This is a genomic window from Sinomonas cyclohexanicum (assembly GCF_020886775.1).
GTDB classification, from domain to species: Bacteria; Actinomycetota; Actinomycetes; order Actinomycetales; family Micrococcaceae; genus Sinomonas; species Sinomonas cyclohexanicum.
The window spans coordinates 1,281,875-1,296,463 of sequence record NZ_AP024525.1 but is presented as its reverse complement, the minus strand read 5'-3'; the positions used below and the strand labels follow the sequence as shown (position 1 = coordinate 1,296,463).

Annotated in this window: 8 protein-coding genes and 1 pseudogene; all 9 read right to left on the bottom strand. The window is 74.3% G+C overall.

Annotated features, from left to right (window positions below; all coding sequences use genetic code 11):
- Window positions 1-63 precede the first annotated feature (63 nt).
- Window positions 64-765, bottom strand: coding sequence for a MazG nucleotide pyrophosphohydrolase domain-containing protein (locus tag SCMU_RS06055; protein WP_229232127.1), 702 nt, complete (start codon window positions 763-765; stop codon window positions 64-66).
- A 42-nt stretch (window positions 766-807) separates the two neighbouring features.
- Window positions 808-1,950 carry an adenosine deaminase gene (locus SCMU_RS06050; RefSeq protein WP_229232126.1) on the bottom strand — a complete coding sequence of 381 codons (1,143 nt, stop codon included), beginning with the start codon at window positions 1,948-1,950 and terminating at the stop codon, window positions 808-810.
- Window positions 1,951-1,969: 19 nt separating this feature from the next.
- Window positions 1,970-2,728, bottom strand: coding sequence for a DedA family protein (locus tag SCMU_RS06045; RefSeq protein ID WP_229232125.1), 759 nt, complete (start codon window positions 2,726-2,728; stop codon window positions 1,970-1,972).
- 162 nt (window positions 2,729-2,890) lie between these two features.
- Window positions 2,891-3,726 (bottom strand): annotated as a pseudogene (locus SCMU_RS06040) (thymidine phosphorylase); the annotation flags it as partial.
- 4,932 nt (window positions 3,727-8,658) lie between these two features.
- Window positions 8,659-9,177: an ABC transporter permease family protein gene (locus SCMU_RS06025; RefSeq protein ID WP_229233128.1), complete on the bottom strand. Its 519-nt coding sequence runs from the start codon at window positions 9,175-9,177 to the stop codon at window positions 8,659-8,661.
- The gene (locus SCMU_RS06020; RefSeq protein ID WP_229232124.1) at window positions 9,170-10,726 is read right to left on the bottom strand and encodes an ABC transporter ATP-binding protein; all 1,557 of its coding nucleotides are present in this window, start codon (window positions 10,724-10,726) and stop codon (window positions 9,170-9,172) included. Before SCMU_RS06020 ends, SCMU_RS06025 begins: the two co-directional genes overlap by 8 nt.
- 81 nt (window positions 10,727-10,807) lie before the next feature.
- The gene (locus SCMU_RS06015) at window positions 10,808-11,926 is read right to left on the bottom strand and encodes a BMP family lipoprotein (protein WP_229232123.1); all 1,119 of its coding nucleotides are present in this window, start codon (window positions 11,924-11,926) and stop codon (window positions 10,808-10,810) included.
- A gap of 173 nt (window positions 11,927-12,099) precedes the next feature.
- Window positions 12,100-13,299 (bottom strand): amidohydrolase, encoded by a 1,200-nt coding sequence (locus SCMU_RS06010; RefSeq protein ID WP_338027589.1) that lies wholly within the window; start codon window positions 13,297-13,299, stop codon window positions 12,100-12,102.
- A 55-nt stretch (window positions 13,300-13,354) separates the two neighbouring features.
- Window positions 13,355-14,509, bottom strand: coding sequence for a mannose-1-phosphate guanylyltransferase (locus SCMU_RS06005; RefSeq protein ID WP_229232122.1), 1,155 nt, complete (start codon window positions 14,507-14,509; stop codon window positions 13,355-13,357).
- Between the last annotated feature and the right edge of the window lie 80 nt (window positions 14,510-14,589).

Here is a 14,589-nt window from a genome sequence, read left to right as displayed (position 1 = left end):
CGCCCCCAGACTATCCGCCGCGTGCGCGGCGGCGCGACCTGTGACGCTGGAGGTGCCGGGACGCTAGAGGCGGCCGACGGCGCCCCGCAGCGCCCGCTCGGCATCCAGTCCCCGGGCGCGCGCCTCGCGCACCACCCCCAGGAGGAAGTCACCGAGTTCCTCCTCCGTCCCGAACCCCGCCGAGGTCGGTTCCCCTGACACCGGGGCCACCCCGTCGAGCGCACGACGACGCTCGGCCCGCCCCAGCGCCTTCTGTGCGAGCGCGAGCGCCGGCAGGTGCCGCGGAAGCCCCTCGAGCGCGTCGGGACCGACGAGCCGCGGCGAGTCGCCGCCGTCGTGCGCCGAGCCCGCGGACCCCTCCACGCGCTCGCCCTGCGCGAGCCGCTCCTCCCGCTTCGCCGCGTCCCACGAGGCGATGATCTCCTCGACCGTCGCGGGAAAGCTCGGCTGGAGGCCGCCGTCGGGAGTGAAGACGTGCCGGTTCCGCCGGACCATCTTCTCGGTCAGCGCCTCGGCGACCGTGTCGAGATCGAACGCGCCGCGTTCCCGGGCGATCTCGGCGTGCAGCACCACCTGCAGGAGCACGTCCGCGAGCTCGCCCTTGAGCTCCTGCTCGGGGGCGCCGTCCTCGATGACCTCGACGAGCTCGTAGGACTCCTCGATCAGGTAGGTCACGAGCGAGGCGTGCGTGAGCTCCGCCGTCCACAGGCAGTGCTCACGCAGGAGGCGCACCACCTCCACGAGACGGTCGACGGGGGCACTCACCTCAGGCTCCCTGCCGCACCCTGCTCGTCACCTGTTCTCTGACTAGTCGGCCAGGTTCGCGTACGCCTCGTTGATGTACTCGACGAGGTCCTCGCGGTCCTCGAGCGGCAGGAACGCGGCCTCGGCCGCGTTGAGGGTCAGCTCGAGGAGGTCGTCGAGGTCGTAGTCGAAGGCCTCGACGAGGAGCTCGAACTCGTCCGTGAGCGTCACGCCGCTCATGAGGCGGTTGTCCGTGTTGACCGTGACGTTGAAGCCGAGCTCGTAGAGCATGTCGAACGGGTGGTCGAGGATGTCCTCGCCCCACTTGGCAATCGCGCCGGTCTGCAGGTTCGAGGAGGGGCACAGCTCGAGCGGGATGCCGCGGTCGCGGACCCACGCGGCGAGCGGGCCGAGGGTCACGTCGAGGATCGGCACGCCGTCCTCATCGACCTCGTCCGTGGACTCGACCGTGATGTCCTCCGCGATCCGCACGCCGTGCCCGAGGCGGAGGGCCCGGCCGTCCACGAGGGCGGACTGGATGCTGTCCAGGCCCGCGGCCTCGCCCGCGTGCACCGTGGCGGGGAAGTTGTTCCGCGCGAGGTACGTGAACGCCTCCGCGAAGCGCGAGGGCGGGAAGCCGTCCTCGGCGCCGGCGATGTCGAACCCGACCGCGCCCTTGTCCCGGTGGCGCACGGCGAGCTCGGCGACCTCCTGTGAGTTGTCCGCGTGGCGCATGGCGGTGATGAGTTGGCCGACGGCGATGACGCGCCCCGACTCCTCGACCGCGGCCATGCCGTCCTCGAGGCCCGCTTGGACAGCTTCGACGGCCTCGTCCAGCGTGAGCCCCGCGGTGAGGTGCTGCTCGGGTGCCCAGCGCACCTCCCCGTACACGACGCCGTCGTCCGCGAGGTCCTCGACGAACTCGCGGGCGATCCGGCGCAGCGCAGGCGCGGTCTGCATGACGGCGATCGTGTGGTCGAACGTCTCGAGGTAGCGCGGCAGCGAGCCCGAGTCGGCGGCGTCCCGGAACCACTGGCCCAGGGCCACGGCGTCGGTCGAGGGGAGCTCGTGGCCGATCTCGGCGGCGAGCTCGATGATCGTGGCGGGGCGCAGGCCGCCGTCGAGATGGTCGTGGAGGGAAACCTTCGGCAGGGAGCGCAGGTCGAAGGTGAGGTCCGGGGCGGCGTCGATGTTCGGCTCAGTCACGGGACAACTCTAGCCCGGGTCAGTCGCCCTGGGTCGAGGTGTTCCCGCGCGCCAGATCGGCGGTCCGCTCGTGGGGCGCGTAGTCGTCGGCGGGCCCGTGCGGGTGCAGCCGCAGCTCGCGCTCGTGCTCGGCCGCGGCCTCTGCGGCCGCCTTGCGGGCATCCACGGTGTCACGCCACCGGTGCAGCACCGTGATCGCGTGGTCCAGCACGAACCCGAGGACGAGGGCGAACCCCACCGCGACGCCCACGCTCAGCAGCGGGTTGTGGTGGAGCCACGGGAACGAGCTCGCAAGGAGCCCGATGCCGAGCGAATACCCCACCCACGTGAGGCAGGCGAAGGCGTCGAGCCAGAAGAAGGTCCGGTGGCGGAACCCCGTGCTGCCCGAGACGTAGTTGACCGCGACCCTGCCCCACGGGATGTACCGCGCGGTGAAGATCAGCACGGCGCCGCGCTTGTCGAGCTCATGCCGGGCCCACGCGAAGACCTTCTGGACCTTGGGGCGGCGCATCCATTTCCAGCGGTCGGTGCCGATCTTGCGGCCCAGGAAGTACGCCATGTTGTCCCCGGCCATCGCCCCGATCAGCGCCGTGGCGCCGAGTATCCAGAGGTTCGGCTCGCCCGAGTGCCGCCAGAAGGCGGCGAGGGCCACGATCAGCGTCTCGCTGGGCGCGATCATCGCGAAGCCGTCAACGAAGAAGAAGACCAGCAGCACCGGGTAGATCCACCATTGCCCGGCGGCATGCAGAATCGCTTCGTTGATGACCTCAAGCGACATGGGGTGGTGCTCCTCGGACTAATGGACCATTTCCAGTGTCCCATGCCCCGCCCGCCGCGACTATCCGCCGGAGGGCCCACTTGTGCCCGGACAGGGCTCCTCCCTGCGGACGACGGCGCGTCCTCCCCCGGGCGGAGCCGGCACCGGCCGCGCCCGGCCGGCTCATGCGATCCGGTCGATGATGAGCCGGTGCGCGGGCCGCGAACCCTCCGGGGCGATCGTGACGGCGCCATCGAGGGCCTGCTTGGCACGGTCGAACCGCTCCGGGGTGTCCGTCAGGAGGGTCATGAGCGGCTCGCCGGCGCGGACAGCGGCACCTGGCTTGGCATGGAGCCGCACGCCTGAGCCGGCCTGGACGGCGTCCTCCTTCCGGGCCCGGCCGGCCCCGAGCCGCCACGCCGCGACGCCCACGGACAGCGCGTCGAGGCCCACGAGCACGCCGTCCGCGGGCGCGTACACCGTCTCCGACTCCCTCGCCGTGGGCAGGGCCGCGTCCGGGTCGCCTCCCTGCGCGGCGATCATGCGGCGCCACACGTCCATCGCTCGGCCGTCCTTGAGGGCGGCGCCCGGGTCGGCGTCATGCACCCCGGCCCCGGCGAGCATCTCCTCGGCGAGGCGCACCGTGAGCTCGACGACGTCCTCCGGGCCGCCGCCCGCGAGCACCTCGAGGGACTCCTCGACCTCGATCGCGTTGCCGGCCGTGAGGCCGAGCGGGGTGTCCATGTCGGTGAGGAGCGCCACGGTGTGCACCCCTGCGTCCTGGCCGAGGGCGACCATGGTCTGGGCAAGCTCCCGCGCGCTCGCCTCGTCCTTCATGAAGGCCCCCGAGCCGACCTTGACGTCCAGGACGAGCGCTCCCGTGCCTTCGGCGATCTTCTTGCTCATGATCGAGGAGGCGATGAGCGGGATCGCCTCGACCGTGCCGTCACGTCCCGCAGCGCGTACAGCTTCTTGTCCGCAGGCGCGAGCCCGGCGCCTGCCGCGCAGCACTGCCGCCCCCGCGCCCCCACGCTCCACGCACCTGGATCCCACCCCTCATCCTCTCCCCCCTCGCCCTGCTCCCCCCCCCCCCCTCCAGCGCCACCACACGCCCCCATCCCCGAAATGGACTCGATTGTCGACGGCCCTCCGCCGTCGTGCGCCCCACGGCCCCCCCCCGCGCACAGCCCCCTCGCCGCGCCCCGGCCGCGCCCGACACCCCCCCCGCCCCCTCGCCAGCCCGCGCCCGCCGCGCCGCCGCTGGACCCTTCGCCTCCCCCCGCACCCCTCCCCCCCCCCCGGCTGGCACACACCGCCCTCCTGCTGCGCTCGGGCCCGCGCCTGGCGCCCCGGCCAGCGGCCTCGCGCCACGCCCCGCACGCCGCACCGCTCCCACCGCCCCCCCGCCTCGCCCGCCAAGCCGCACCCCTCACCCCGCCCGTCGTCCCGCCGCGTCTCCCGCCGTGCCGTCATCCCCGCTCCGAGCCCCCAGGATGGCCATCCCCCCCGCGCGAGCCGCAACCACCTCCCCTCCCCCGCTCGCGCCCCCCCCCGCCCGGCCGCCGCACGCGTCGCCCTCAGGCCGCTCGCACTCACCCCCCCCCCCCATCCCCGACTCTGCCCGCCGCCGTCGGTGAGCGCTCACTCCCGCCCGCGTCCGCTCTGGCGCCCGCCGCCACTCCACCCGCTCCGCCCCCGCCCGCCGTCCCCAACCGCCTCTGCCCCTCCGACTCCGCGCCCCGCGCCTGCGCCCTCCCCCATCCCCCCGCCGCACCGCGCCCCCCCTCCCCCCCTGCGTCCTGCGGCCCCCCGTCCCTGGCAGCTTCCCCCACGCGCCCTCTTGCCGCGCGCTCCGCGCCTTCTCCCTCCGGCCATCCCACGCCTCTCTGCGCGCCCCCACAGGTCCTCGGGGGCCCGAACCGCGTCCGGGAGCGACTCGTCCATCCGTCCCCCGACCCCGCCCACCCCCCGCTCCCACCCCCGCGCTCGCCCCCCCCACGCCACGCCCACTGCCCCCCGCCGGCGCGCGCCCCGCCCCCGCCCTCCTCGCCTCAGACCGCACCCCCCCCCCCCCCCCCCCCCCCCCCCTCCGCGCCCCCGCCGCCCACGCCCCGGCCGCACCACCCCCGCCGCACCTGCCCCCAGGCCGCCCCATCCTCCCTCGCCCCGTCCACCCCCGCCCCCCCCCCCCCACCCCCCCCCCCCGCGCCAGCCCCCGCCCGCCCACTCCCCCCCCGCCCCCCCCCCGCCCCCCCCCCCCCCCCCCCCCCGCCCCCGCACCCTGCCCACCCCTCCGGCCCCCCCAACGCCAGCGCGCATTCCCCGCACCCGCCTGCAGCCCCAGTAGGCCCCCCACGGCCCATTCCTCGACGCCCTTGCACCCCCCCCCGTGATGACCCCCGTCCCCTCGCCTCCGACGAGCGCCCCCGGCCCCGCCCGACCGCGGCCCTCCGCGATCGCGCCCCCCCCGCCCGCCGCTACGCGCCGGCGCATCCGCCCCCTCGGTCGCCCCCCCCCCGCGCCCACCCGCTCAGCCGCGCCTCCCGCTCGCACCCGCCCCGCCGCTGCCCCGCCCGCACCCCGCCCGTCGCGACGCCCCGCCTCGCTCCCGCCGCTGCGCATCCCCGCGCTCACCCACCTCCCCCCCCGCCTTGACCCCATACGGCCACATGCCTCATCGGCGGCCCGCGGGCACCTCGACCGGCCCCACCCCCGACCGCGCCGCACCCCCGCGACGCCACCCGTCCCGCACGTACGCGCGAGCATCCCGCCCACGCCCACTCGCACCCGGCACCGCGGCACCCGCCCCATCGCACTCCGCTGCTGACCTCGCTCCCTGCAGCCGCCTCTCGTCCCGCCGACACCGCGCAACAGCGCGTGACGCCGCGACCCGCGGCCGCACCCGCGCGGCCACCCGGCGACAGACTCGCCCAGCGCCGCCGCCAGGGCAATGTAGCCCGCCGCTCGCAGACCTCCTCCCTCCTCCTGAACGGCGCCTCCCCACCCCGGCCCACCGCAGCCGTGCACACCCGAGCCGCCCGCTCCCCGGCCGCACCGGCCCCCGCCCACGACTGTCGTTCCTCCCCAGCCAACTCCGCGCGTCGCCGGCTTCGACGTCTCCACCCCCCCCCCCCCGCCGCGCAGCGTCGGTCCCCGCCGCGCGCCCTCCGCGCGGTGCCTCGCCCCCGACACTGCCTCCACCCACACCCCGGCACGCCCCACGCCCCGCGCTCTCCGGCACGCCGCCCCCGCTCCACCCCACCGCACCTCACCCCGGCGCATCGCTCACCTGACGGTCACGCCCCCCACCACCGCGCGCGCTCGGCGCGACCACCAGGCCTCGCCGCCGACTACCCCGGACCCGCTCGCGCGCAGGCATCGCGGCATCCCTCGCACGCATGCCCACCCCGCCTTCGCGCGCCCCGCCGCCTCTCGTTCCAGCCCCCCGCCTCCGGCCGGCTCCCCCCGGTCCAGCGCAGGCCGTCCGACGACCCACCCGACAGCTCCTCGCTCCGCGCCCCGCACACGACGGCACGCTCTGCCCCACCCCCCCACGCCCACGCACGACTCCGGGTCACCGCAGGTACCCTCCTCGCATCGATCCCCCCCACCCACCCCACGCCGGCCGCACAAGAGGGAGACCACGCGCGCCCCCCCCCCCCCCCGCGACCCCCCCCCCCCCCCCGCCCCCGCCCCCCCCCCGCCGATCGAGTCCCACCGTAGACATTCGTCGCGCGCCCGACCCCTCCGCTCGCCGCCCCCGACTCCCCCCCGCGCCTGACCCCCCGCGCCCCCTCCGCCAGCGAGCCCTGGCCCTCAGACCTCGCGACATCTCACCCCGGATCCGCCCCCGCCTCGCGGCTCGGCTCAAGCCACGCCCGCCCGAGCGCCACGCGACCCCGCCGCGCGCCACCGCCGCGCCGCGCTCCCCCGCCCCCCCCGCCCCGGCGACGCACCCCGGCCCCTCGGACCCGCACGCCCTCCACGCCCCCCCGCGCCCTCCCCCCGCCCTCGCACGCCCCCCCGCCCCGGCCCCCACCCCGCACCCCTCCCCCACCGAACGCCGAAGCCCACGCGCCGACCCGGCCCCACACCAGCCACGCGCGCCCCCCGCACCCCACCCCCCGGCGCTCGCCGCTCCCCCGCCGCGCCCTCCGACCACACCCAGCAGTCGCCGCCCGCCACCCGCCGCCAGCCATCACGACGGCCCGCGCCTAGACCCCCCCGCCACCCGACCAGCGGGGCGCCCCCCGCCACCCCCCGACCGCTGCGCACGTCCACTCCCCGCGCCGCCCCCCAACCCAGACGACTCCGGCAGCACGGCAACCTAACCCCCACCCACACCCGCGCGGCGGCCCACGCGCCGGGGACCCCCACCGCGCGCGCGCGCCCCGTCCGACCCGGCCCGGCCCGAGTCCCCCGCCCCCAGAGCGCCTCCGCCGACACCCACCCCCCCCCCCCGCCCCCGCGGCCGCACGCCCCGCCCGACCGCCGCGAACCGCCGACCACGCGCTCGCCGACCCCCCCCCGCCCGCACGCCTCCCCCGACGGCTGTCCCGAGGCGACCCCGACCCGAGCGCCTCCCTCTGCCCTCCGGCACGACGACCCCGACCGGCGCGCCACCGATCCGCGAGCAGGCCTCCGCAGCGCCCCCGCACGCGCCTCGGCTGCATACGGGGCTCCGCCGCGCGTGCCCGGCCGCGACTCCGAGCCTGCGCGCCCGCCCGGCGCGATGCGGTCGCCGCTCGCCGCCTCCCATCCCGCATGCCTGCTCCCCCGCCTCGCTGCCGCCCGGCTCCGGCCGCGGTCGGCACTCGCGCCCCGCCCGCCTCTCCGCGCCTGCCTTCCCTCTTCGCCGAGCGCCTCGCAGCCCGCAGATGCGCCCCGCGCACGGCCGCCCCGGGCGCGCGCCCATCGCACACACGCCGACCACCGCCGCAGCCCTGCGCACTACCCACGCCCCACGCCACTCCGCACTCCGCGTCCTGCGCTCGCACCCCCCGGCTCCGCATCGAAACACCGCCCCGCGGCGGACCAGGCCCCGACGACGCCGCCCAAAGCCGCCCCCCGAAAGACAGCCGCTGCCCCACCGCCCGCCGCTCCGACCCGCCCCCCGAGGCCACGCCGCCCCCGCTGCACCCTCCGCGTTCCCCGCAAGCCCGACTCAGACCCCCCCGCGCGCCACGCCCCCCCCCCCCCGGCCCCCCACCCCCCCCCCCCCCCCCCCCCGCCCCCCCCCCCGCGCCCCGCAGAGCTACCTCCCCCCTCTCCCGGTACCCACCGCACGACCCCTCGCCTGGCCACTGCCCCGGCCCACGCCCACCGACACGGCCGCGCGGGCCAGCCGCCAGTGACCCCGCACCGCCCCACCCGCTCGGCCCCCCCCGGCCTCCTCCACCGCCTCTGCATCCCCCGCCCCCGCACCAGCCGCCCCGCCCCCCGGCCAGGCATCCTCGCCCCCCCCGCGGCCGACCTCCGCCCACCCGCACCCCCGTCCCGCCAGCGTCCCGCACGCCCACCTCCCACCCACACCCCCGCTCCCGCAGCCGATGCCGCGCACGCGCCTCACCCCGCCGCTGACGCCGACTGCCGGCGCCGCACCGCGACCCGCGCCCGCCGCACACGCCCCCGCCCCTGCGCCTCCCCCGCCCCGCGACCCCGCCCCCCGCCACGCCACCTCGGGCTCTGCCTCGCACGCCACCTTGCGCTCGGACCGCGGCTGCGCCTGAGCAGCCCGAGAACGCACGCCCCCGAGCGAACGCTCGCGCCCCTGCCTCTTGCACCACTCCGCACCTCGCGTCCACCGCACCGCATCCCCGCCCTCGCGGCCCCCCGCCCTCGCTCTCCGCCACTGCACCCCCCCCGCACGACTCCCCCGCCCCCCCCGCCCCAGCCCCATCCACCCACCCCCCCCGCCCCACGCCCCACTCCCCCTCCGCGCGACTGACCCCTCACCCCCGCCCAGCCGACCCCCCAGCCTGCCGAGCCCCAGCCCACCCGACCCGCGCCCCCACCGCGCCCTCGCCACCCTGACCCCCCACGCTCCCGGCGCCGCCCACCGGCCCCCGACCACGACTCCAGCCTCGCCTCCCTCGCGGCCCGCGCCCGCCTGCTTCGGCCACACCAGCCCGCCGGAACGCGATCGCCACCCCGAGCCCGGCCAGGATGAGGGGCGTCGAGACCGTGAGCGTCTCCGCGAGGGGGTAGAGCTTCGCGACGAGGTCCACGCCCTCCCAGTTGAAGATCGAGCCCTGGATCAGCGCCGCATACGGGCGGAAGACCTCCGCGATCGTGTCAGATGGCCGGGCGAAGAAGTAGCCCGCTGCGGTGGCGACCTTGGGGTTGGTGACCGCCATGAGGATCCCGCCGATCACGATGGCCAGGACCACCGAGAGCAGGGAGACCATCGGGGTGCCGGTAGCGATCCTGCGGGCCACGGACTCCCGCGGTGCCGTAGTGGTCTCAGCCATCTGCCTCTCCTGTCTTCTCGGGAGCCTGCGCTGCCGCTGCCGCGGCCTCGTCCGCACTCATGCCCGCCATCATCAGGCCGAGCACGTCGCGCGGCGTGTCGCCGTCGACGATTCCCATGAGCCGGCCACGGTAGAGGACGGCGATGCGGTCCGAGAGCTCCATGATTTCGTCGAGCTCGGTCGAGACGATCATGACCGGCGTCCCGTGGTCCCGCTCGGCGAGGATCCGGCGGTGCAGGAACTCGATCGAGCCGACGTCCACGCCGCGCGTCGGCTGGGAGGCGATGAAGAGCCGCAGCGGCCGGGACAGCTCCCGGGCCATGACGACCTTCTGCTGGTTTCCGCCGGAGAGGGAGGACGCGAGCTCGTCCGCAGACTGCGTGCGGATGTCGAACTCCTCGATCTTCTCCTTGGCCTGCGTGGCCACCCGCGCTGGGCTCATCGCGAGCCCGCGGGCGAAGGGCGCTCGGTCGTAGAGGTCGAGCACGAGGTTCTCGGCCACGCTGAACGACCCCACGAGCCCGTCGTGCGAGCGGTCCTCGGGGACGAATCCCACCCCGGCCTCGAGCACGTGCTTGACCGAGCGCCCGAGGAGCTCCTCGCCGTCGAGCTTCACCGAGCCGGTCACGTGCCGGTGGAGGCCGAGGATCGCCTCAGTGAGCTCGGTCTGGCCGTTGCCCTGCACGCCCGCGACGGCGAGGATCTCGCCCTGGGCGATGCTGAACGAAACCCCGTCTACGACGCGCTGGCCGTTCGGCGCCGTCACCGTGAGGTCCGTGACCGAGAAGGTCGTGTCCTTGGGCTCGGCGGGCGCCTTGTCAAGGGTGAGGCTCACCGGCCGACCCACCATCATCGTGGCGAGCTCCGCGGGGGCGGCCGACGGCGCGGCGTCACCGACCACGCGGCCTCGCCTGATCACGGTGATCACGTCTGCGACAGCCTTGACCTCGCGCAGCTTGTGGGAGATGAAGATGATCGAGGTGCCCGAGGCCTTGAGCTCGCCGATGATCGCGAGGAGCTCGTCGGTCTCCTGCGGCGTAAGGACGGCGGTGGGCTCGTCGAGGATGAGGACCTTGGCGTTGCGGACGAGCGCCTTGATGATCTCCACCCGCTGCTGCACCCCTACGGGGAGGTCCTCGACGAGTGCGTCGGGATCGACGTCGAAGCCGTAGCGGGCCGAGATCTCGCGGATCCGCTTCCTCGTCGCGTCGAGGTCGAGGAAGCCGGCCGCCTTGGTCGTCTCTGCTCCCAGCGCCACGTTCTCGGCCACGGTGAAGACCGGAACGAGCATGAAGTGCTGGTGCACCATGCCGATCCCGGCGGCCATGGCGTCCCCGGGGCCGCGGAAGGTGACGGACCGGCCGTCTACGAGGATCTCGCCCTCGGTGGGCTCGTAGAGCCCATACAGGACGTTCATGAGCGTGGACTTGCCGGCCCCGTTCTCGCCGAGGAGCGCGTGCACCTGGGAGTCCTCGACGGTCAGGTCGATGTGGTCATTGGCGGCGAAGGTGCCGAAGCGCTTCGTGATGCCGCGGAGTTCGAGTTTCACTGCGGGATCCACCCCTTTGAGCGCGAGCGCCGCCCGGTCCCGTGAGAGGGCGGGCGGCGCTGGCGCGTCGATCGAGAGCGACTACTTCGTGACCGGGCTGGACTTCGACTCGACCTTGACCGCGCCGGAGATGATGTCCTTCTGGAGCGACGCGAGCTCGCTTTTCATATCCGCCGGCACTGTCGAGTCGAGGTCGTGGAACGGCGCAAGGGCCACTCCGCCGTTCTCGAGGGTGCCCACGTACGGAGACGGGTCGAACTTTCCGTCCTTGTCGTCCTTGATGACGGACTCCACGGCGTCGGTCATCTTCTTCTGGACCGAGGTCAGCAGCACCGACTTGTAGTCGGGAGCCGTCAGGTAGCCGTCGGAGTCGACCCAGATGAGCTTCGCGTCGGTGCCCGCCTTCTTCGCATCGAGCACGGCGGAGCCGGCGCCCGAGCCCACGGGACCGGCCACCGGCAGGATGATGTCCGCTCCTTGCTGGAGGAAGCCCTGGGTGAGGACCTTGCCCTTGTCGATGGACTTGAAGTCGCCCACGAACGTGCCGTCCTGCTTGTCCTTGTCCCAGCCGAGGACCTGGACGTTCTTGTTCTTCTTCTGGTTGTAGTACTTCACGCCATCGGCGAAGCCGTCCATGAAGATCGTGACGGTCGGGATGTTGAGGCCGCCGAAGGTGGCGACCTTGCCGGTCTTCGTGGTGCCCGCGGCGAGGTAGCCGGCGAGGAACGCGGCCTGCGCCGTGTCGTACACGATCGGCTTGACGTTCTTGGGGAACGCCGGGTCCGTGTAGTCGATGATCGCGAAGTGGCTGTTCGGGTTGGCCGCGGCGATGCTCTTGGTGGCGTCGCCGAGGAGGAAGCCGACGGTGACCGTGAGCTTGCAGCCGGCCTGCACCATGGAGCGGAGATTGGGATCGTAGTCCGTGTCCGCCTTGGACTGGACGTGCTTCTCCTGGATGCCGAGATCCTTGACGGCCTTCTGCAGGCCCTCGTAGCCGGACTGGTTGAACGACTTGTCGTCGAACCCACCGGAGTCGGAGACCATGCAGCCGAGGTAGTTGGAGGCCTGGGCCGAGGAACTGGCTGTGGCGCCGGACGAGGAGGGGGCGGAGCCGCAGCCCGCGAGGGCGAGTGCTGCCGCGCTCGCGAGGGCGACGCCGGCGAATCCAGCCTTCGGGAGACGGGGACGGAAAGTATTCAAGTGGTCCTCCAGGGTGCGAGAGTCCTCAACTCCCGGGGCAGCAGTCGGCCGCGGGCATGTGGTACAGCGCACAACCGTACTGGGAAAGGAGTCCTTCACAAAAGCACGGCACGAGGCGGTCGGCGAATCGTTGGCGATTCGTTACCTTGGAGTACGCCCGGAAGGCCCGTGCGCTAGAGGTCGCGGATGCTCCGCAGGGCCGCGGCCGCGAGCACCTGCACGCCGTAGCCGATCGCCGCTTCGTCGACCACATAGTCGCCGCGGTGCAGGTCGTACTCCTCGCCGCCGGGCGTGTGGGTGCCGAGCCGGAACATCGAGCCGGGCACTTCGGACAGGAACCATGCGAAGTCCTCGCCGCCCATCGACTGCGGGGTGAGGACGACGGCGTCCTCTCCCAGCTCGGCGCGCGCGGACGCCTCGAGCAGGGCGGTCTCATGCTCCGAGTTCACCACCGGGGGCACGCCGCGCGTGTGCTCGAGCGCCACGTCGACGCCGTACGGCGCCGCGACCTGCTGGACCACCTCGTCGAGGAGTTCGCCCGCGCTGTGCCACGCCTCGCGGTCGAGGCAGCGCATGGTCCCGGACATGGTCCCCGAAGCCGGAATCGCGTTCGGCGCGGAGCCGGCGGAGATCTGTCCCCACACCATCGACACGCCGCTGCGGACGTCCACTCGGCGCGACAGCACGGCAGGGACGTTGATCGCGATCTGGGCGAGTGCGAACACGAGGTCCTCGGTCAGGTGTGGCCTCGAGGTGTGCCCACCGCGGCCCGTGAGCGAGATCCGGATGGTGTCCGAGGCGGACGTGATGGGGCCGATGCGCGTGCCGATCCTGCCGACCTCGATCCGCGGATCGCAGTGGAGCGCCATGATGCGTGGGACTCCGGAGAGCACGCCCTGGTCGATGCACGAGACCGCACCGCCGGGCATGGTCTCCTCGGCAGGCTGGAAGACGACGCGGACCGACGCGCCGAGCGGGCGCTCGCGGTCCATCTCGGCCAGCAGGAGGGCAACGCCGAGCGCCACCGTGGTGTGGACGTCGTGTCCGCAGGCGTGCGTCACGCCGTGGTTGCGCGAGGCGAAGGGCAGACCCGTCTCCTCGATGATGGGCAGGGCATCGATGTCCCCACGGACCGCCGTCGCGATGGGTCCGGTCCCGATGTCCACGACGACGCCGGTGCGCTCGAGCCGCTTCGGCGAGAGTCCGGCCGCCTCGAGCCGGGCGACGATCCGGTCCGTGGTCCGGTACTCGTGGAACGAGAGCTCGGGGTGCGAGTGGAGGTCCCTCCGGAACGCGATCAGCTCCGGCAGGAACGCCTCGAGCCTCGGCCCTACCAGCGGCGTGGGCTCGGTCTCCGTCGTGTAGTTTCGCACCCGTTCACTCTAGCGTCACGGGGTCGGCAACCCGGGTGCGCCCGGTCGCCGGGAGTCACAGGACGTCGACGTCGCCGCTGGCCTTGAGTCCCGCCACGGCGTTCTTGACCTTCTGCGCGTGCTCAGTGGTCGTGACGAGGAGGGCATCCGGGGTATCCACGATCACGACGTCCTCGATGCCGATGAGCGCGATGACGCGTTTCGTGTCCGAGACCACGATGCCGCTGGCATCCTCCGTGAAGACGCGCGCGCCCTCGCCCAAGACGGTGACGCGCTCGGCCTCGCGCGCGCTGTTGAGGCGCCCGAGAGCCGCGAAGTCGCCGACGTCGTCCCAGCGGAAGGCACCGGGCACGACGGCGACGTCCCCGGCGGCGGCGGCAGGCTCGGCGACGGCATAGTCGATGGCGATCTTCGGCAGGGTGGGCCAGACGCGGGCCACGACCTCGTCGCGCGCCGGCGTGTCCCAGGCCTCGGCGATCTCCACGAGGCCCGCGTACAGCGCCGGCTGGTTGGCCTTGAGGTGCTCGAGCATGAGCGAGACGGGCGCCACGAACATGCCCGCGTTCCACAGGTACTCCCCCGTGGCCAGGTACTTCTCGGCAACCTCGAGGCTCGGCTTCTCGACGAACTCCAGGACCGCGCGGGCACTCGGCGCGCCGTCGACCGTCAGCGGTGCGCCGCCGCGGATGTAGCCGAAGCCGGTCGAGGGGTGGGTCGGCTCGATGCCGATCGTGACGATCTTCCCCCGCGCCCCGGAGGCGGCGGTGCGGATGGCCTCGCGGACGGCCGCCTGGAAGACGCTGTCCGGGGAGATGACGTGGTCCGCGGCGAATGAGCCCATGATCGTCTCGGGGTTGCGGCGGTAGAGGATGGCCGCGGCGAGCCCGATGGCTGCGGCGGAGTCCTTCGGCTCGCTCTCGAGCACGAGATCGGCGGGGTCCAGCTCGGGGATCTGGCGGCAGACGGCCGCACGGTGCGCTTCCCCTGTGACCACGAGGAACCGGCCTCCAACAAGCGGGGCAAGCCTGTCGTACGTCGCCCGGATGAGCGTGCTGCCCGAGCCGGTGAGGTCATGGAGGAATTTCGGGGCGGCCGCACGCGAGAGCGGCCACAGCCGGGTCCCCACGCCGCCCGCGGGAATCACCGCGACGAACCTGCCGAGGGGGTCGGTGGAAACGGTGTCCCGGACAGGGGCTGAATTGTCAGTCATCGCCCCCAACTGTAATGGAAACGGACAGACTACTGCGGCTCCGGGACGGGCGGCAACAGGCACCCGCGGACCCGAGGGCA

Coding starts and splice junctions, on each gene's coding strand:
- SCMU_RS06045 (WP_229232125.1), bottom strand. CDS start 2,728: ATGTCGCTTGAGGTCATCAACGAAGCGATTCTGCATGCCGCCGGGCAA.
- SCMU_RS06025 (WP_229233128.1), bottom strand. CDS start 9,177: ATGGCTGAGACCACTACGGCACCGCGGGAGTCCGTGGCCCGCAGGATC.
- SCMU_RS06005 (WP_229232122.1), bottom strand. CDS start 14,509: ATGACTGACAATTCAGCCCCTGTCCGGGACACCGTTTCCACCGACCCC.